The following is a 17,537-nucleotide window of genomic DNA, read 5'->3' on the forward strand; positions in this document are numbered from 1 at the left end:
CTTTATATCGGTTTACCCTTGATATTTTTCAAGGCGACTCACCCGCAAACCGATATATTTGTGTGAATATTTGTGAATATCCTCAATCTTAATAAGGAATACTCTATTTATAGCGGTGATGACACTATTGACCAACACGTACCATAGCAGGACGCAATAGGCGACCATTCAAGCTATAGCCTTTTTGCAACACGGTACCAACGGTATCAGCGTCGGCATCGGTGTCAATACCAACAGCTTCATGCAAGTCAGCGTTAAACTTCTCGCCTTGTGGATCAACGACTTCTACGCCGTTTTTATTAAGTACATCTAACAGCGATTTATGAGTCAGCTTGACGCCTTCCATAATAGCATCATCAGCATCCGTATCGTCTTGCACACTGATAATAGCACGCTCTAAATTATCGAGCACTTCAAGCAATTCTTTGGCAAACTTCTGTAGCGCAAATTTTTTACTTTTATCCGCTTCTTGCTCCATACGCTTTTGCGCATTATAGGTTTCAGCATTGGCGCGAGCCGTACTCTCTTTAGACTGCTTGACCTCGCCTTCTAGCTCGCTAATACGAGCTTTAAAGGCGTCGATATCGATTTCATTGTCGATAGTAGCGTTTTCGCCGTCGTTAGTCTCAGGATTGAACTCCTCAATAGTTTCTTCTAAAACACTACCCTCACGCTCGATATTGCTTTGTGCCACTTTTGGGTCTTGCGTATCGAACTCATGATTTGGGGTCTGCTCATTCATAATGATTCCTTATGTTACTTATATTAAATGGGGTCTAGAAGTCTTGTAATTATTGATAATGAATAACTTGTTTTAGGGCGTACTGACGCTTAGAGGTTATGCCTTGTATTGGCTAATAGCTAGCACTTCTATCTGTATTGCTGCATAAGTCACAAGCGTTTTAGAGTAATGGTTCAATAGCTGCTTGATAAAGGTGATGAGGGTAAATTTCAAGCCTAAAGTACAGGAATTTTTCTAATTGTCTGTAGATGTACGCTGCAGCCTATTCAAAACTTTGACTGAAGTGACTGGCTAGGTCTGTAAAGGGTGGTTATATTGTTTATTACTAGACCTTATATAGGTTACTTGTGACTATTCAACATACTATAAATCTAACGGTTTTATTACCAAACGAAACTTAATATTTTATAAATTACTCTATTATATTTTGTAATGAACTAATCCCTGATTTACAACTACTGATACTTACAACCTTACTGTTGGAGAATTATCAAGAAGGACTGTTATGTCGATCTTACCTATAACCTCAATTCCGCTGCGTACACGATTTAATAAAGCGGTTAAAAGTTTTAATCCAGCTATTTTGGGTCGAGCTACTAATGAAGATTTAGATAAAAATGATAATAAACAATTAATGCAAAAACGCTCAATAACTAAAAAAGTGCTGAGCTATAAGCCGATAGCGCTTCACCAGCAGCATACTTTGCACTATGCGATAAAAACACTTGGCTATCTACCGACACCTTTACTAGAAGCACTTGTCAGTTATTTAAAAGGGCCAACCTCAAAGCAATACTTACACGCTAACGCGCATCTACGTCTGATTATAGCGGTTAATGCCAAGCTCAAGACTCCTCTGCAACTAACAGAATTGATTGGACTGCGCAAAAGGTTTGCTGTTGACGCTGTTGCTATGCAAGCACCAAAGGTATGGCAACAGGAGCGAGGCAATTTTATTAAAAATTTGGGTGGTGTTCTAAAAAGTATGCTGGCATCAGACGTAGCCATAATTGACATAGAAGAACACCAGATCGAATACCTTAAAGTGATTATCAAGCTTTTTCGAGAAGCAGCAGGTTTTTCTAACGGCTCGACGTAACCGGTGTCTCAAGCGACAGTTATTGCCTTCTATACCTACCGTATGCTGTTTGCCAACTCGCTTATGATCTGATTTAAAAGCCGTCAAAAAGCTATCCCAGTTGTCCATACTAATAGAGTCATAGCTGACTTTGAGCTGATTTAGACGTGCTCTTAGCTTCTTAGCCGTTCTCAAATCACGTTTGCCCCAGACATAAGCGACAATCTCATTGGTAGCACGGTCATAAGCATAAATCAGCCAGACTTTACGTTTCTTACGGTACACGTAAGTCCAGAACTCATCAACTTCTAAGCGTTCATAGTAGCTCTGCTTAGGCGCAATCTTATATACGGATGAGCCTATGGTACTTAGCACTTTACCAATGCTAACTGAGGCTATAATAGCAATGTCTCTAATGCCACAGCCTCTCACTGTCATTAGCCGTATTTTATCTTCTATTCTAGAGTGACAGCCGTTATAAGTTAAGGCATGATCGCCAATGAACTGACGCTTGCAGGCTTTGCATTGGTAGTTTTGCTTACCATAGCTTTTTTTGCCATTTTTCTTTAAACTGGGACTGTGACAGTCGGGGCAGCTGATATCTATTTGTGTCTTCATAACCTCAAATATATCATCTTGCTTTGGCTGTCACCCTCCTTTATTACCTCAGCATACTTTCTGATACACCACCAAAATTTGAAGCCTATCACTAAACGTAGTGTCGCACCTGTGAGCTGGCACGATAAAACGATTGCCAATGCCGATGATGGTGATATGAATATTCGGTGTTACGGTAATGGTGCTGTGTCTAGCACTGATGCTGACAAAGCTAATAACACTGTTAATAACTACAACCGTGATCAAGTCGTTATGTTGTTCTTGCATGGTGGTGGATTTTGTATCGGTGATACCGATACCCACCATGAGTTCTGTCATGCTATTTGTGCACAAACAGGCTGGTCTATTGTCAGTGTTGACTATCGCCTAGCCCCTGAGCATCCTGTACCAACGGCTTTAAGAGACTCTATCGCCGCTTATGCTTGGCTGGCTGAGCATTGTCATACGCTAGGTGCACAGCCTTCGCGTATCGTACTAGCAGGGGATAGCGCTGGTGGCTGTCTGGCATCAATGCTAGCGCAGCAAATCGTTGGCCCCACTAACTCTTTATGGCTAGACTTAGGCTTACAAGGCCAAAAAACTTTTAATCAATTGCAAAACTTGCCCCATCCCCTAGCGCAGATGCCGATATACCCTGTGACTGATATTGAGACGGATTATCCAAGTTGGGCATTGTATGGTAAGGGTCTGTTGCTTGATCACGCAGATATCGCAGTGTTTGACGCGGCCTGTTTGCAATATAGCAAGCTACCTCGCGAGCATCCACTGCTGTCACCAATGACAGGAAATAATGAAAAGGTCTGCCCGACTTTCATTGTAGCAGCGGAGCTAGATGTACTACGTGACCAAGCGTTTGCTTATGCCAAGCAGCTGACCTACTGCGGCGTGGAGGTCCAAGTTCAAACTATATTGGGCGCACCGCACGGCTTTATTCATTTTATGAGTGTGCATAAAGAGATTGGCCAAGAGACTCAGAATATTATTAAGCAATTTGAGCAGTTTGTATATCAAGTAATAAGCACTCAAAAGGTACAGAGCGCTCAAAAGACTTTGGCGGCTTAGCTCTATATTTGATAAGTTTTAGGAAAATATTTTTTAGCTAAAAGGTGAGTTTATGTCTATTTTACCGCTTCCATCGCTTAACGCTTTGATTAAAAAAACCAACAAGACTATTGATAGCGCTATTAAAAACCTGCCTGTTAGTCAGACGCTTTTTCGGCATAGACTACATTACTTATTTAAAGGCTTAGATAGCTTACCTGAGTCAGTCATTGAGCGATTGAATCATCGTCTAGGAGCGACTACTGCTGAACAGTATCCCCATGCTGATGCACATTTGCGGCTGATTATGGCTATCAACGGTAAGCTAAAAAGCCCTCTTACTGTCGATAAGTTGCTTAAATTACGTAAAACATTCGCAACTGATGTCGTCTCTATTCAATCGCCAACGGTTTGGCGACAGGCTGAGGCTAATAACAAAAAATCTGGCGTTAACTGGCATGATAAGACTATTGCTAATGGCGATGGTGGTGACATGACTATTCGCTGTTACCAATCTACCCAGCAGAACACTGATGAAGTCGTGATGCTGTTTTTTCATGGGGGCGGATATTGTATCGGTGATCTCGATACTCATCATGAGTTTTGTCATGCCGTCTGTCGTCAAACGGGCTGGGCTGTGGTCAGCGTTGACTATCGCCTAGCGCCAGAATACCGCGCCCCAACAGCGCTTAAAGACTGTCTAGCAGCTTATGCTTGGCTGTCTGAGCACGCTGATAGCTTAGGCGCGTCATCATCACGTATCGTACTATCAGGAGATAGTGCTGGTGGCTGTTTGTCTATCTTAGTCTCCCAGAAAATCACTATGCCAACGCCAGCATTATGGCAAGACACAGCTAATGATGACGATAAGCAGGCTATTGATTATTTTATAAATACTATGAGTGACCTGCCGCCACCATTGGCTCAGTTGCCTTTATATCCAGTAACTGATTATGGCAGCGATCATCCAAGCTGGTCGCTATATGGTCAAGGGTTATTGCTAGATAATGCGGAAGCCGACGCCTTTAATACTGCTTACATTAAGCAAAGCAAGCTGCCACAAGCTCATCCGCTAGTGTCAGTGATGAAGGGTGATAGTAGCAATATTTGCCCAAGCTATATCGTCGCCGCTGAGCTAGATATTTTGCGCGATGAAGCCCTTGTTTACGCTCAGTATTTAGAAAATGAGGGTTTAGAAGTAAAAACTTATACCGTACTTGGTGCGCCACATGGCTTTATCAATCTGCTTAGCGTTCATCAAGGTCTAAACCGGGAGACCACTCATATCATTAATGAGTTTAAAAGTTTTGTACAAGAACTTATTGCCTAATAATAGCTTACCGCCTGCTAAAGGCTTATTGCCCGTTAAGCGTAATCAGCCAAACCTCAGAACGCGACCCTAAGCGAAACGGTATCCCCCAAAAGCCATAGCCTGAGGAGACCACAAAGTGGCTATTGTTAACAGCTTCATAACCATAGCCTATGCGATTGATAGCGCTGACGATGAAATTTGCTGGGAATATCTGTCCATTATGGGTATGACCTGACACTTGTAAATCTATCGGCAACTGACTATGCGCCATAATATCGCTAGGTCTATGATCTAACAATACTACTGGCTCACTCGTGTCGACTTGCGCCAACAGCTCGGTGGTCGCAACCCGCGCACGTTTGTGATTATCAAAGCGCCCTATTAGCCAAATCGGTTGACCGTTGTAATCAAGGCGCAATACTTCATCATTTAACAATTGCACGCCCGCACTACGCAGCGACTCGCTAATCGGCAGCTCGTGTCCATATAGATCATGATTTCCTAAAGTCGCATAAACACCAAAAGGTAAGCTGGCACATAGCTTCGCTAAATCATCCACCATATTATAATGGGTAAAGGCCTTAACATTATCATCCATAATATCGCCTGGCATCAACAATATATCAGGCTGATTATTATCAATAAGTCGCTGTAATCTAGCGATAGCCTTATTGCCAAATAGGCGACCAATATGCAAATCACTGGCAACCATCATGCTTATCGGCTGGGCAAACGGCTTATCGATAGTAATGTTCAGTCTACGTACTGCAGGACTATAAGCGCTGTAAAATGAGTGGATAAACAACCCTACAAAAGCGAATAGCGTTATCAGGCGCAGAGTATAAATCAGCGTGTTTACATCCTGCAAAGCTATCCCTGTGACAGTCATAAATAGCCAATAGCTACCGTATAGTAGAACGCCTAGCAGCGCACTCAACACTAGATAATGCATGACCAGCATCCAAGCACTTATCCAGCGATAGGCATTGGCTAATACTTTACTCACGCTCAATAGTAGCAGGCCATTGGTTATGATAAATATCACTGCAAATACCATAAGCTTCGCTGGATAATCAGACAGCCAAGGCTGTAGCCACCACGCTAAGCTATATGCCGCTCCTAAGCTAAAGAGCTGCAACAAGCTAAAGACAATGATAAAAAACGTATAACGCATCTGTTATCTCAAATAAAATAATAACGGTTATAATAATACTAACTGCTTGAAATTACGACGCTATTACGTGTGCTTATCGTTGATAAAACGCAGTAATAACAAGGTGAAATAGTTTATAGTATAAGTGAAGTCATTCAACGATAGCTATCATTGCAGACTGAGGATCATCATGCCGCAGACCCTATATCATATTGATATCAGTGATAAACAGAGTGCTGAAAAGCTAGTGGCCGATACTATTAATATCACGGGTGTACGCTGGGTCAATGTCAATTGTACTGAGCGCACCGTAGTAGTCACGCACGATGATGATTATGATGAGGCGGCCTTTAAGGCTATAGCGAAACTGTAAAACTTATAGTTAGTTCACTAACCATCGGTGCATGGAATGCACCCTACTCCTACTCTATTTTTCGTGAAGGGTATTAGATAATTGTAGATTATAATGCTGGCTGTAAAGTATCTGCTTTTAAGGTAATAATCCAAATCTCAGAGCGCGTGCCGAGTCTAAACGGTACGCTACCAAAGCCGAAGCCAGACGATACTAAGAACTGAGTATTATCTATTTTCTTCGTGCCATGAACTAAAGGTCTAAATATTTTCATCAATGTCGTCAATGGAAATATCTGTCCACCATGGGTGTGCCCTGATAGATGCAAATCAACGGGCAAAGCGCTTATCTCGTCGATAGCTGAGGGACGATGCTCTAAGAATATAACTGGTTTATCGGTATCGACTTTATCTAATAGCTCATTTGCCGATAAGCGCGTCAGGTCAATATCGTCTGAGCGTCCAATCAGCCAAACGGCTTCATTAAGCAATACGTTTTGGTTATCCAGCACCGTTATACCTGCATCTGTCACAGCCTTGGCTATTTTCTTCTCGTAACCAAAATAATCATGATTGCCCAATACCGCATAGACACCAAACGGCGCTGTCAGCTTAGATAAGCGCTCGTGCATATTGGTTTTGTCATAATAAATAGTATCGTCATTCATGATATCGCCTGCCAAAACCACGATATCAGCGCCCTCTGTCTCAACGAGATTGACTAATTTATCCAATTGCCGATTGCCAAACCAGCGACCTAAATGCGTGTCCGATACTAGCGCTATTTTTAGTGGTTCAGCCAAAGGTTTATCTGTGCTGACAGTTAGGCGCTTTACTGCTGGTACATAAGCGTTAAATATTGCTAAGCCAACAATACCAATATAGATCATTACACCAATAGCGCGTATCAACTTTGGACGCTGCGGTCGTTTAAGCAATCGACAATATATTAGTGCAATCACAGCGGTAACTAGCGCCGCATAAATCATAAATCCTTGCAATATCTCTATCACTAAATAGACATTGAATCGCGCTCGCCAAAACTCGCTTAACCCATAGACTAGCGCTATATTATTTATAATAAAAATGCTGAAAATCAGTACTAACTTTTTAACAGTGGTCTTAGGCTGTATTAACCACCATAAAATAACACTAGTGGTTACTGCTAATAAATGAGTTACGATAATAAAGAGCCACATAATTGAATCTAAGTGAATAAAAGTGTGCTTAGTTTAGCTTTTATTTTATCAACTCTGACCCTTGTGGCTATTATTCACTGATATTTCATAATTAATGCATAGTCTAATTAACGCTTGTCAGGCGCGATTTTGCAAAGACCATTTTGACAAGCTTCTACAGCAGCTTTGCCATAAATCGCTTTTGTTACCCAGTTTGGGATTCGATAGCGGTTACGCGCGACGTAAGGATAAGCAAAGTCGCCCAATTCCTTAATAACAGGTAGATAAAGCCAGTTTGCCCAGCTGACATTTGCAGTTTTATATAGCAGTCTTACTGCATCCATATGCGTATGCCAATCACCGTTGCTGTCTTGCACGCAAAGATAAGTCATCGCATCAGCGCGATTAAACCCTGCTGCTTGTAACATATCCAAGCCTTTATCCACTGATATCAGCTCAATGGCCTGAGGGTTACGCGCTTGCATATTATGTGCCTCCGTACTGCACAGCACGCAAGCATCGTCATAGTACATAGTGATTGCCAGTTTATGTTGGCTTGTAAGTGGCGTTGATTCAGTTTGAGTAGTCATCATGCAATTCCTAGTTTTATACTGATTAATTTATCTCGATTAAATTAAAGCTATAGCTCTTAAGCTAACCATAGTTTTTTTAGAGCGTTTCTAATGGGACAAGAATCTTCATGGCTCAAATGACTGACATGGCTCACATGGCTCACATGATCAGCTGGCTTTTTGAATAAAATATCACTGTTATTCATAGCTAGTACTCTATTAGTATTGGCTGATAGCTTTATTCGGGTAGGTTGAGAATTAGCGTTATTTTTTGCGATATGATTATTAATATAAATAATATTATCCCCTTTATCATTAGTGATTTTCTTACTAATAACATCATTAGCAGTCTGTATTGAACGGAGTGTCTTACTAGCTAATATAGGAATTACAGGCTGCTGTGTCCACTCTGGAGCTATAGTATCTAAACGCTTGGCCAGCTCCGGCAAATGGTTAGTCGGCACCGCTGGGAACAGATGATGCTCAATGTGATACAGCAAATTAAAGGTCAGTAGATTAATAAGCGGATGGCGCTCACTACGCGCATAAACCAGCTCATCGCAGCCGTGATGCACGCTCCATACTGCAAAGAAGCCTACCAACATATTCGCCACTAGCATGACCAGTACGTGATACATAAGTACAGGATGCATAGTGATAAATGCTGTAGTAATCACCGCTGATATCAGCACCATATCAATGACGACCAATAGCCGATTGCGCCTGTTACCGTGCGTCAGTCCAAACCACTGAATGGCAATAGAGAACTTGCCACCGCCTACTATCGCCTGATACCAAGGCAGACGCGCCCAATTGCCCTCGACATCGCTGTCCCCTAAAGGATCACGATGATGATTAAGATGCGTATGGCGAATCGCATGAGTGCTGCAAAGCATGGTAATACTGAGCATAAATAGCATCAGCTCTGTAGCGACTTTACTCACGCCTAAAGTACGATGGTAGCAATCGTGCGCCTGTCTAAGCGCTGCCATAAAGAAGAAAAATGAGCTGGCAAGCGCAAGTAACCAAAAGCTTTGAGCCGCGCTCCACCACGATAGTAGTAAAAATGGCAAGGATAGCAATACGTTATAAACAGTCTCTGTAGCACCTAGCTGACGCAAGTCTTGCCATTGAACGCTGTTTAATGGATGGTTAGCTAATGAATGGTTATTTGATAAATGACGCATGATGCTCTCCTTAATGAGTGTTAAGTAGTAGCAAAGAACATCTAGGCGACTACCATAGTATTTCTTAAATTTCTGTCAATACTGAAATAATAAGATAAATTTTTAGCTGATTTATTTTAAGATTTAACCTTTGGTACTATTATTTTGCCTAATACTACGCTACTCAGCCCGCCTACTGACCCTAAAAACAAGGCACCTTTTAAAAACGCTAAAATATTATCACTATTAAAACCAGATGGAGTATCCGTATAATTACTATGATTAAAAGTAGTATTTAGATAAGTCTGGATGAAGCTTTGAAGCTCCAAAGCCGTTATCAAAAGCATGAGGCACAAAACCGTCATAACAAAACCTGTGATAAACAGCTTTAGATAATCCTCTACACCGACGATCATAACTCTATGTCTGCTTACAAACCATCCTGTCAGAATAGACGGCACAAGTCCTATAATCGCACCAACAGTAGCAAACAATATAGTACCCATTATCATCGCAAACATAGGACTGCTATTACCGAAGATTATTTCAACTAATACACTACCGAGTCCTATTACTACACCACCAATAGCGCCACCTAATAAGGTATAAGTCCATATGACCGAACTTGTCGGATATAAATAATTGCTTATGCCAATCTCTGTGTTATTCATAATTTGATCACCGATAGATTATGCATTGGAAGTTTCGATTAAAACAATTGTTATGTAATTACTCTACTCCTTCTTATATAATTTTAAAAGTGTTATTTACTTTATTTCTGTTAAAAGTGAAATACTTATACAAATTTCTGTTTATTTTATTATCTATTTCAAGGTTTTACCTTTGGTACTATTATCATCCCTAATACTACGCTACTTAATCCACCTATCAGTCCCATTATCGCTGTAATCGGTAAGACGTTTTGGGTAAAACTATCGATTGAGAAGTCTTGTACTGAAAATAGATAACCTACTGTAACTATCAGAGCATAAACACTGCTGACAAATAAACCTATCAGAAATAACTTATAATAATCCTTGGCGCCACTAATTTTAATCTCATGTTGTGCTATTAAAAAGCCAGTTATTATTGAAGGTATTAAACCAAATATCGTACCAAATAACATGACAAGTACAATATCAGACGTAAAAATTTCAATACTTTGAGTATCAAACACAAATAGCAGTCCTATTATTAAACCGCCAGTTGCACCTCCCATTAAACTATATCCCCATCCTACCTTATTCACAGGATAGATCGACTCGCAATTTACATCTTCTTTATTATCCATACCTTTAGCCAATATCGGATGTCATAATAGAACCATTGTTTCACATGAAACGCTTTTTTGAGCATAGTAAATAATTATAATAAAGCAAGAAGGTATTTATAATAAAAGCTCAGCTAGCTCAAGACTTAGGAATGGTTAAACTACCTATTATAAGGGCACTAAATAGCCCTGATAGCCCTACTATTATAGCTAAGAAAAATATATCATAATCTATTGATTCGGCCATTGTCATAGCAATCAGGCTAAATGGAATAGTTGCAATGAAACCAACTAAGCCTAATTGAAACCAGTCTCTAAACGTTCTAAGATGAAGTTTTTGATAGATAACAAATCCTGCTGTTATCAATGCGGGTAGTAGGCCGACAATCATTTTGAAGACAAGACCTTCAAACATACTTTTAAAAAAGTATTTAAAATTAAAACCCTGCCATGACTCTGTTCCGATATCTCCTACTAAAACTATTATTAGTATTGCCATGGTGGCTCCTACCCAACCCCCAAATATACCAAACCCTATAAGTATTCTTAACCACGGGTAGGGCTTAGTAATACTTTGCTTTTTTAGGGTTAGTTTTAAAACTTTATTATTTTTATCAGTCATATTTTTATTATCTTAATGCTTTTTGGTGAACTAGTTATCACATGTTATAAGAAGTATAATTCTAAATAATTATACTTCTTATATTTTGCTATCAGACTACTCAATTACATTTCACATGAAACACTATTGAATTTTCAATTAACTCTGCTCTGCCAATGCCATCTCAAGCGTAGGCTGCTCAAACTCGTAACCAGCATCAAGTAGCGCTTGCGGCAATACCTTTTGCCCATCAATCAAAAGCGTCGACATCTCACCAAACATCAGCTTGAGTAAGAACTCAGGTAAAGTAAAGATAGTCGGGCGATGTAGCCATGCACCGACGTCTTTGGTGAATTTATGATTAGTCACAGGATTCGGCGCAGTCAAGTTATAGACTAGCGCTGGTGTATCGCTTGTCGTACTGAGCGTATTATTATGCGTTTCAATCTTATTAGCTAAATGCTGTTCAATAATAAAGATAGCAGCCCCTACCCAATCGTCACGGCTAATCCAGCTCATGATTTGCTGGCCATCGCCTAACTGACCGCCTACCCCAAATTTAAATGGCGTCAATAACTTGCCGAGCATACCGCCTGAGGGATGAATGACTACACCAGTGCGTACAATAGCGACAGGGACGCCATATTCAGTAGCCTTTAACGCCAACTGCTCCCAGTCCTCACATAAACGATGCGAAAAATCAGTCTCAAAGCCACTGCTCTCAGTCAACGGTTTATCGCCTTGTGTACCATACCAGCCAATCGCCGAACCACTGAGCAGCAGCTTAGGCTTATTAGGCGTACGCGCGATAAAGGCGAGTAGCGACTCTGTAGGCTTGATACGGCTGGCAAGTAGTGCCTCTTTACGCTCATCGCTCCAACGCGAGTCGGCAATCCCCGCTCCCGCTAAGTTCATTATCACATCATAGCGGTTATCGGTTTTTGCCAGCTCATCATAGGTCATCAGGCTAACAGTATCAGGATGCGCTTGACTCGTATCGCGAGTCAGCCAAGTGATAGCGACCTCTTTACCCGTTTGGTAATAACGTTTGATAATCTCATCACTAAATGCGCTACCCAAAAATCCTGTACCACCACTGATCAAAATATTCATTGCGACATCCCTCTTTTATTGGCGTAAAAAGCTATTCAACTGATTGGTTATCTAAGGTTATAAAGTCTTGATAAATATCGTCGCCCTTTTTCACTGGATTGTCAAAACGCGTTGTACAGGCTTTTGGTAAGGCTGCGAGACTGGCGATAACTAAATTGACACCGCCAAATAGACCTATAGTTAGCATGGCAACGGATAATATACCGACTTCCTCTACGCTACCAATGCCCAAATATATAATTATGGCAGCGATATAGAGCGCTGAGATAACAAAGCCAATTAGAAATACTGTGCGAGTACTGTGTGCATCACCCTGCCATATTTGTTTATTAGCAATAACCATACCCGCTAATAATGCAGGAATAAGTCCTAATAATCCGACGTGTAACAATGGATGCAAGCCGATCTGCGCAAAATTAGCCTCTCTAAATATAATTAATAGAATCAGCTGAACGAGCAATCCACCAATGATACTACTAAGCCCTGTAAACATCGTAATCACCTGTAAATAGGGGTAGCGTTCTGCTTTATTATTTTTCATTTTACATATCCTACAAAAGTGAGTATTCACTTAGTATAGGTATAGCATTGGTACAAACTATGGATATGTTATGGAGAGTTGATGAATAGGTTTTTCAAGAGTATTAAGTTATGGTCTTGGCAAAGCAAATAGTCCTGTTAATATAGCGCTGACGACTCCTATTAATGTTATAAAGATCACACCCTCTATATCATTTGCTATAAATGTAGCAACAACTGTAGTTGTACATGCACCAATGACAGCTGACCATAACAATCCTTTAGCATTGCGATGCAGCTTAAAGCTGGCTATCAAAAAACCTGCTAAAGTTGCTGGAATGACACCAAATACAAAGCCAAGAAACAGTCCTGCAAAAATAAGGTAAAAGTCCTCTAGTGCAAATGATTCAATTAAAACAAGACTCATTAAGAAAGCTCCACCGATAGGACCACCAAGCAATAAATACATAAGTATCACTTTACCAGTAGGATAATTACTTTCTACTACTAGCGTTTCATCCAATTTAAACTCTTCTTCAGGCAACTGAATAGCTGCTGCGGTAGTAGCATTTTTCTTTATATCGTTGGATGACATAAGAGGCTCCTAATATTTCAAAAACTAATCTCATAAACTCAATAGGTATTTTTATAATAATTTCTGTCAAAACTGAAATGAGCAGCTAAATTTTTATTTTTTAATATATCCTATCCCAAAAACTTCTTTACACTAGCGCCTAGTTTCAATACCTTTTTTAGCGCACTTGTCGGCAGTCTCAACATCTCTGACGACCAAGTAGTGACGGTGGCTACAAACTCCTGAGTATCTTTAATGCGTGTCTTGACTTCGCTATTCTCAAATTCAAACTCAGGACTGTCCATTAGCTCTTGTAGGAAATGTACCGTCGGATCAAGTTCACGCTTTTGACGCTCAACTACTACGATACGTGCCAGCTCCCAGACATCAGTATTAGTGGTGAAATGATCACGCCGATCGCCTAATACCGAGACCTTTTGTACCAGTCCCCAATTTTGCAGCTCTTTAATACTAGTAGACACATTTGAGCGAGCCACGCCAAGCGTTTCAGTGATTTCTTCAGCATCTAACGGCTTACCGATAATGTATAACAAGGCATGAATCTGTGACATCGTACGATTGACGCCCCACTTCGAGCCCATCTCGCCCCAATGTAAAACGAACTTTTCGGTAACTGGGTTAAGTTTCATAGTAGTACTTGCTCTTTATTGATTAATCTAAGTACTCAAAAGGTTTTTATTTATAGGTTATATATAAACAGCTTAAAACCATCATGCACCTTTCTATTATTTCTGTCAACAGTGAAAATATGTTATTCAGATGATTCCACAACTATAGTTTGAGTCAGCGTATAACTTGTCCCGTCAGTGCATCATTAATCTGACTAGGTCGCTGATAATTTAAAGTTTCACCTGTTAGATAACGTACATTATTAGCATAGTTATCATTTTTATCTGTATCTATATCTAGATTTGCAAAATAAGCTTGTGCTTGCGCTAACCCTGAAGCTGGCGGCTTGCCTGCGGGGTTACAACTGGTCGATACGACAAAGCCATAAGGGTTATTCGGCGTGACCATCTGCGCGCAGAGCTGCTGGATCATGGGATGAGCGATCAATCGCACCGCAACGCTATTATGAATACCTGTAATCCAAGATGGAATAGTCACCTCAAGCGATTCAGGTAACGGCAGTAGCCAAGTTTGTGCCTGCTGTACTTGTGAGCTTACAGCTTGTTGATTGATAGGATAGTGATTTAAGAGAGGCTGCCAACTATCCGTTACGCTTTGACGCTGTTTAGCATTTAAGGATGCTAATAATGGCGCAATCCGCTTTATATTATCAGTGATTACGATCATACCCTTATCTACTGGGCGCTGTTTAATCGCTAAAAGCTGCGCTACTGCCGTCTCATTGAACGGATCGCAGCCTATACCCCAAACGCTTTCAGTCGGGTAACAAAGCAGCTTACCCGCTTTTAACCATTTAGCAGCTTGGCTGATATCGGTCGTAGTATTTGGGTTTGATAGAGGATCAGATGGTTTCATAAGAATCAATACGGGAAAATAGAGAGTGATAGATGACTTTATAGGATAATAAAGACTAACTTTAAGCTTTTATAGGCGTAAGTAGCGACCGCCTTGCTCGTTGATAACCCCTAATAACTCTAGCTCCATGAGCTGAGCGATGAGCTGAGCGGTACTTAATTTAGTGGTAACAAGTAGCGCGTCTAAATCCTGCCCATGCCAATCTAGCTGCTCATAAACGTCAGTCAAATGCTCAGGAATGGTCACTTTCATTTTTATAGCGGTACTGATACTGGTATTGTTATTATTACTTTTATCGCTACTAACATCAGTACTACTATCTGGCTGGACTTGAGTGCTCTGCTTGCTGACAGACTCAGAATTTTTAGATTGAGAAGAGAAGCCTACTGGTCGCTTAGCACTATCTGCCTTAGAGTGGTCTGACCTAGAGTACCCTGCTGGGATAGTGAGCTGCGCATCGACATCATCGAGCACTTGCTCAGGATGATAGATCAATGTTGCGCCTTCGCGAATCAGATGCAGACAGCCTGTCGCATTATTATTATCGATATGACTGGGGATAGCAAAGACTTGCTTGCCTTGCTCGGAGGTCAATCTTGCTGTGATCAGCGAGCCGCTTTTTATAGTCGCCTCGGTGACAATAGTGGCTAGACTGAGACCTGCAACTAAGCGGTTGCGCCGCGGAAAAGTATGCTTATGCGGAAGAGTGTGCGGGAGTAGCTCACTAACGAGACAGCCGCCTTGCTCTATGATTTGGGTGAATAGCTGCTCATGATGAGTAGGATAGCAGACGTCAATACCTGTACCCATCACACCGATAGTTCGCCCTTGATGCTCGACATGAGCTTGTGTCAGCGCCCCTAGATGCGCGCATTTATCTACTCCTACTGCCAAGCCACTAGTAATCACGTAGCCGACTTGAGCTAGATACTGCGCCATATCAAAAGTAGTCTTTTGTGCATGAGGGGTCGGCTTACGACTACCGACCATAGCTATCTGTGCTTGTTGTAGGCGCGCACTATTACCGCGACAGAATAGCAGTGGCGGCGGATCGTATATCTGTAATAACTGAGTAGGATATGCTGGCTGATCGGCGAAGAGTATCTGATACTTACCACTATCTAGCGCTATTACAATCTTATCAATACTAGCGATAGTTTGTTCAGGCTCTTCATGACGTGCCAGATGGGTCTGGTGAATACCTAACTCTCGCCAAGCGCTTAGCGTCGCAGACCATGCTTGCTGTGCGCCGCCAAAATAACTAATTAGCTTATGAAAAGCCTTTAATGACGCATTCACCTCATACCACAGCGCTACTGTTGCGCGCTGATCTGCTGACAAGGTGGGCTTAGATGCCGTCATAATTCTTAGCTCTTAGTTAACCTGACTTTTAGTTACTATTATCTTTAGTTACTCAGACTTTTAATTCATTGCATAACGACTGCAACTATCCTTAATCACTACAGATACGGCGGTGGTAGCAATTGATCCCCTACCCCTAATGGCAGCTCCGAGCTTAGAACATAAGCATAGCTAATATCGGCAAAAGTGTTGAATACCATGACCATACCGCTAGGCTCGCTTGGCAAGCGTACTGGGGTGTCGTTATCGATAGTATCGCGTACTAGTGGCCCTTTTTGATAGACGGTTAATACATCGCCAGGTTTTGCGCCTTGTGTGCTCCCTAAATTAATGGCAACCACGCTACCACGAGCCGCTGAGCTAATAGAGTCCATGACTCGGATAATCATACCACCGCGCGTGACTGTTGCAGGTTCAGGATAGAATACTGGCGCGATGTTATTATTAAGCTCGACGAATACTCGATCCCCTTCACGGACTTCTTTGCCATAGCTGGCTGTCAGCTGAATACTAGAGACGCCCTCTGTCGTGGAACTCGTCACCAATCCTGTCGCTACTTGGGTCACCTCTAAGCCGATGACTCTTAGGGTTTTTGGATCAGTATATAACTCACCCTCACGATAAACCCCATAGGTCTGACCGACAATAAGCGGTATTCCTTTGGCATAAATCTTATCACCGCTAGCAGTGATAAGATTACGGTTTTTTGAGGCCAATACATAGGGTGTGCTGTTAAAGTCTTGTGGATTGACGATTACGGTTTTGTCGAGCCATTGCTTAATAGCAGAGAGTGGAATAGCAGGAATGCTGTTGGCAACTGAGGTCACAGTGACTGCACTACTCACTGCCACAGCGCTCATTTGTTTTTCAATCCCAGCACAGCCCTCACCGGTATCAACACCGATCAAGGTTTTACCTTTGATAATACATAAAATAAGCACGTCATTAGGATAAATAAGATTAGGGTTTTTTATTTGCTTATTAGTTGCCCAAATCTCTTTCCAGCGCCATGGACTGTCCAGATAGCGACCTGAGATATCCCATAAAGTATCGCCTTTTTTGACAATATATCGATTAGGAGCATCGGCTTTGATAGTAGGCGCTGGATTATTGGCATGCGCGTTACTCATTAATAGCGCACCACTAAAGGTGGTCATCAATAGCGATTTCGCTAAACCGTTAAAGCTTATTTTCATTATTATATCCATAAGAGTTAAGGTATAGCGCTTAAACAATAGACGCTATGATAATGGCTCTATTAAAATTGAAATTCTGGCTTACGTTTAATAGTAATTTACTAAGCTTAACACTACTGTAAGCTAACTGTACCATAGCATAATATTAGCGATTTTTTATAGAAAACTTATGGCTTATAGATATG

Annotated in this window: 20 protein-coding genes; 4 read left to right on the top strand and 16 right to left on the bottom strand. The window is 41.3% G+C overall.

Going from position 1 to position 17,537, the window contains the following annotated elements; genetic code table 11:
* Nucleotides 1-124 precede the first annotated feature (124 nt).
* Nucleotides 125-742 carry a nucleotide exchange factor GrpE gene (grpE, locus tag ACR63T_RS13510; RefSeq protein WP_305899186.1) on the bottom strand — a complete coding sequence of 206 codons (618 nt, stop codon included), beginning with the start codon at nucleotides 740-742 and terminating at the stop codon, nucleotides 125-127.
* Nucleotides 743-1,247: 505 nt separating this feature from the next.
* Here grpE and ACR63T_RS13515 point away from each other — a divergent pair.
* Entirely contained in the window at nucleotides 1,248-1,841 is a 594-nt protein-coding gene (locus ACR63T_RS13515) for a hypothetical protein (RefSeq protein WP_472784318.1), read from the top strand.
* Here the strand turns inward: ACR63T_RS13515 and ACR63T_RS13520 are convergent.
* Nucleotides 1,737-2,438, bottom strand: coding sequence for an IS1 family transposase (locus ACR63T_RS13520; protein WP_201571335.1), 702 nt, complete (start codon nucleotides 2,436-2,438; stop codon nucleotides 1,737-1,739). The two genes, ACR63T_RS13515 and ACR63T_RS13520, sit on opposite strands and share 105 nt — an antisense overlap.
* Nucleotides 2,439-2,549: 111 nt before the next feature.
* Here ACR63T_RS13520 and ACR63T_RS13525 point away from each other — a divergent pair, with 111 nt between their 5' ends.
* Both ACR63T_RS13525 and ACR63T_RS13530 read left to right on the top strand, forming a co-directional pair.
* Nucleotides 2,550-3,500, top strand: coding sequence for an alpha/beta hydrolase (locus ACR63T_RS13525; protein WP_472784319.1), 951 nt, complete (start codon nucleotides 2,550-2,552; stop codon nucleotides 3,498-3,500).
* A 52-nt stretch (nucleotides 3,501-3,552) separates the two neighbouring features.
* Nucleotides 3,553-4,809 carry an alpha/beta hydrolase gene (locus tag ACR63T_RS13530; protein WP_472784320.1) on the top strand — a complete coding sequence of 419 codons (1,257 nt, stop codon included), beginning with the start codon at nucleotides 3,553-3,555 and terminating at the stop codon, nucleotides 4,807-4,809.
* Between the two features lie 25 nt (nucleotides 4,810-4,834).
* On the opposite strand, the gene ACR63T_RS13535 is transcribed toward ACR63T_RS13530, so the two are convergent.
* The gene (locus ACR63T_RS13535; protein ID WP_472784321.1) at nucleotides 4,835-5,965 is read right to left on the bottom strand and encodes a metallophosphoesterase; all 1,131 of its coding nucleotides are present in this window, start codon (nucleotides 5,963-5,965) and stop codon (nucleotides 4,835-4,837) included.
* Between the two features lie 169 nt (nucleotides 5,966-6,134).
* Here ACR63T_RS13535 and ACR63T_RS13540 point away from each other — a divergent pair, with 169 nt between their 5' ends.
* On the top strand, nucleotides 6,135-6,317 hold the full coding sequence (locus tag ACR63T_RS13540; protein ID WP_201570668.1) for a hypothetical protein: 183 nt from the start codon (nucleotides 6,135-6,137) through the stop codon (nucleotides 6,315-6,317).
* An 88-nt stretch (nucleotides 6,318-6,405) separates the two neighbouring features.
* Here ACR63T_RS13540 and ACR63T_RS13545 read toward each other — a convergent pair whose 3' ends face one another.
* The 13 genes from ACR63T_RS13545 to ACR63T_RS13605 all read right to left on the bottom strand — a co-directional run bounded on the left by ACR63T_RS13545 (nucleotide 6,406) and on the right by ACR63T_RS13605 (nucleotide 17,352).
* The gene (locus ACR63T_RS13545) at nucleotides 6,406-7,494 is read right to left on the bottom strand and encodes a metallophosphoesterase (protein ID WP_472784322.1); all 1,089 of its coding nucleotides are present in this window, start codon (nucleotides 7,492-7,494) and stop codon (nucleotides 6,406-6,408) included.
* Nucleotides 7,495-7,601: 107 nt separating this feature from the next.
* A complete protein-coding gene (locus ACR63T_RS13550) occupies nucleotides 7,602-8,066 on the bottom strand; it encodes a thiol-disulfide oxidoreductase DCC family protein (protein WP_472784323.1) in 465 nt (154 codons plus the stop codon).
* A 56-nt stretch (nucleotides 8,067-8,122) separates the two neighbouring features.
* Complete coding sequence (locus ACR63T_RS13555; protein WP_472784324.1) at nucleotides 8,123-9,232, bottom strand: fatty acid desaturase family protein; 1,110 nt, start codon at nucleotides 9,230-9,232, stop codon at nucleotides 8,123-8,125.
* Nucleotides 9,233-9,348: 116 nt separating this feature from the next.
* Nucleotides 9,349-9,882, bottom strand: coding sequence for a hypothetical protein (locus ACR63T_RS13560; RefSeq protein WP_472784325.1), 534 nt, complete (start codon nucleotides 9,880-9,882; stop codon nucleotides 9,349-9,351).
* 158 nt (nucleotides 9,883-10,040) lie between these two features.
* Complete coding sequence (locus ACR63T_RS13565) at nucleotides 10,041-10,502, bottom strand: hypothetical protein (RefSeq protein ID WP_472784326.1); 462 nt, start codon at nucleotides 10,500-10,502, stop codon at nucleotides 10,041-10,043.
* A gap of 118 nt (nucleotides 10,503-10,620) precedes the next feature.
* Nucleotides 10,621-11,103, bottom strand: a complete 483-nt coding sequence (locus ACR63T_RS13570; protein ID WP_472784327.1) for a hypothetical protein — start codon at nucleotides 11,101-11,103, stop codon at nucleotides 10,621-10,623.
* A gap of 138 nt (nucleotides 11,104-11,241) precedes the next feature.
* The gene (locus ACR63T_RS13575) at nucleotides 11,242-12,195 is read right to left on the bottom strand and encodes a TIGR01777 family oxidoreductase (protein WP_472784328.1); all 954 of its coding nucleotides are present in this window, start codon (nucleotides 12,193-12,195) and stop codon (nucleotides 11,242-11,244) included.
* Nucleotides 12,196-12,226: 31 nt separating this feature from the next.
* Nucleotides 12,227-12,736 (bottom strand): hypothetical protein, encoded by a 510-nt coding sequence (locus ACR63T_RS13580; protein ID WP_305899197.1) that lies wholly within the window; start codon nucleotides 12,734-12,736, stop codon nucleotides 12,227-12,229.
* 108 nt (nucleotides 12,737-12,844) lie between these two features.
* On the bottom strand, nucleotides 12,845-13,309 hold the full coding sequence (locus tag ACR63T_RS13585; RefSeq protein WP_305899198.1) for a hypothetical protein: 465 nt from the start codon (nucleotides 13,307-13,309) through the stop codon (nucleotides 12,845-12,847).
* A 110-nt stretch (nucleotides 13,310-13,419) separates the two neighbouring features.
* Nucleotides 13,420-13,938 (bottom strand): GbsR/MarR family transcriptional regulator, encoded by a 519-nt coding sequence (locus ACR63T_RS13590; RefSeq protein ID WP_305899199.1) that lies wholly within the window; start codon nucleotides 13,936-13,938, stop codon nucleotides 13,420-13,422.
* A gap of 154 nt (nucleotides 13,939-14,092) precedes the next feature.
* On the bottom strand, nucleotides 14,093-14,794 hold the full coding sequence (locus ACR63T_RS13595) for an L-threonylcarbamoyladenylate synthase (protein ID WP_472784329.1): 702 nt from the start codon (nucleotides 14,792-14,794) through the stop codon (nucleotides 14,093-14,095).
* Nucleotides 14,795-14,863: 69 nt separating this feature from the next.
* Nucleotides 14,864-16,156 carry a DNA-processing protein DprA gene (gene dprA, locus ACR63T_RS13600; RefSeq protein ID WP_305899201.1) on the bottom strand — a complete coding sequence of 431 codons (1,293 nt, stop codon included), beginning with the start codon at nucleotides 16,154-16,156 and terminating at the stop codon, nucleotides 14,864-14,866.
* A 98-nt stretch (nucleotides 16,157-16,254) separates the two neighbouring features.
* The gene (locus tag ACR63T_RS13605; RefSeq protein WP_472784330.1) at nucleotides 16,255-17,352 is read right to left on the bottom strand and encodes a LysM peptidoglycan-binding domain-containing protein; all 1,098 of its coding nucleotides are present in this window, start codon (nucleotides 17,350-17,352) and stop codon (nucleotides 16,255-16,257) included.
* Nucleotides 17,353-17,537: the final 185 nt, after the last annotated feature.

It is taken from the genome of Psychrobacter sp. M17(2026) (assembly GCF_055699815.1).

Excerpts from the sequence above, each read along its gene's own strand:
- grpE (WP_305899186.1), bottom strand. The coding sequence starts at position 742 with ATGAATGAGCAGACCCCAAATCATGAGTTCGATACGCAAGACCCAAAA.
- ACR63T_RS13515 (WP_472784318.1), top strand. The coding sequence starts at position 1,248 with ATGTCGATCTTACCTATAACCTCAATTCCGCTGCGTACACGATTTAAT.
- ACR63T_RS13520 (WP_201571335.1), bottom strand. The coding sequence starts at position 2,438 with ATGAAGACACAAATAGATATCAGCTGCCCCGACTGTCACAGTCCCAGT.
- ACR63T_RS13530 (WP_472784320.1), top strand. The coding sequence starts at position 3,553 with ATGTCTATTTTACCGCTTCCATCGCTTAACGCTTTGATTAAAAAAACC.
- ACR63T_RS13535 (WP_472784321.1), bottom strand. The coding sequence starts at position 5,965 with ATGCGTTATACGTTTTTTATCATTGTCTTTAGCTTGTTGCAGCTCTTT.
- ACR63T_RS13540 (WP_201570668.1), top strand. The coding sequence starts at position 6,135 with ATGCCGCAGACCCTATATCATATTGATATCAGTGATAAACAGAGTGCT.
- ACR63T_RS13545 (WP_472784322.1), bottom strand. The coding sequence starts at position 7,494 with ATGTGGCTCTTTATTATCGTAACTCATTTATTAGCAGTAACCACTAGT.
- ACR63T_RS13550 (WP_472784323.1), bottom strand. The coding sequence starts at position 8,066 with ATGATGACTACTCAAACTGAATCAACGCCACTTACAAGCCAACATAAA.
- ACR63T_RS13555 (WP_472784324.1), bottom strand. The coding sequence starts at position 9,232 with ATGCGTCATTTATCAAATAACCATTCATTAGCTAACCATCCATTAAAC.
- ACR63T_RS13560 (WP_472784325.1), bottom strand. The coding sequence starts at position 9,882 with ATGAATAACACAGAGATTGGCATAAGCAATTATTTATATCCGACAAGT.
- ACR63T_RS13565 (WP_472784326.1), bottom strand. The coding sequence starts at position 10,502 with ATGGATAATAAAGAAGATGTAAATTGCGAGTCGATCTATCCTGTGAAT.
- ACR63T_RS13570 (WP_472784327.1), bottom strand. The coding sequence starts at position 11,103 with ATGACTGATAAAAATAATAAAGTTTTAAAACTAACCCTAAAAAAGCAA.
- ACR63T_RS13575 (WP_472784328.1), bottom strand. The coding sequence starts at position 12,195 with ATGAATATTTTGATCAGTGGTGGTACAGGATTTTTGGGTAGCGCATTT.
- ACR63T_RS13580 (WP_305899197.1), bottom strand. The coding sequence starts at position 12,736 with ATGAAAAATAATAAAGCAGAACGCTACCCCTATTTACAGGTGATTACG.
- ACR63T_RS13585 (WP_305899198.1), bottom strand. The coding sequence starts at position 13,309 with ATGTCATCCAACGATATAAAGAAAAATGCTACTACCGCAGCAGCTATT.
- ACR63T_RS13590 (WP_305899199.1), bottom strand. The coding sequence starts at position 13,938 with ATGAAACTTAACCCAGTTACCGAAAAGTTCGTTTTACATTGGGGCGAG.
- ACR63T_RS13595 (WP_472784329.1), bottom strand. The coding sequence starts at position 14,794 with ATGAAACCATCTGATCCTCTATCAAACCCAAATACTACGACCGATATC.
- dprA (WP_305899201.1), bottom strand. The coding sequence starts at position 16,156 with ATGACGGCATCTAAGCCCACCTTGTCAGCAGATCAGCGCGCAACAGTA.
- ACR63T_RS13605 (WP_472784330.1), bottom strand. The coding sequence starts at position 17,352 with ATGAAAATAAGCTTTAACGGTTTAGCGAAATCGCTATTGATGACCACC.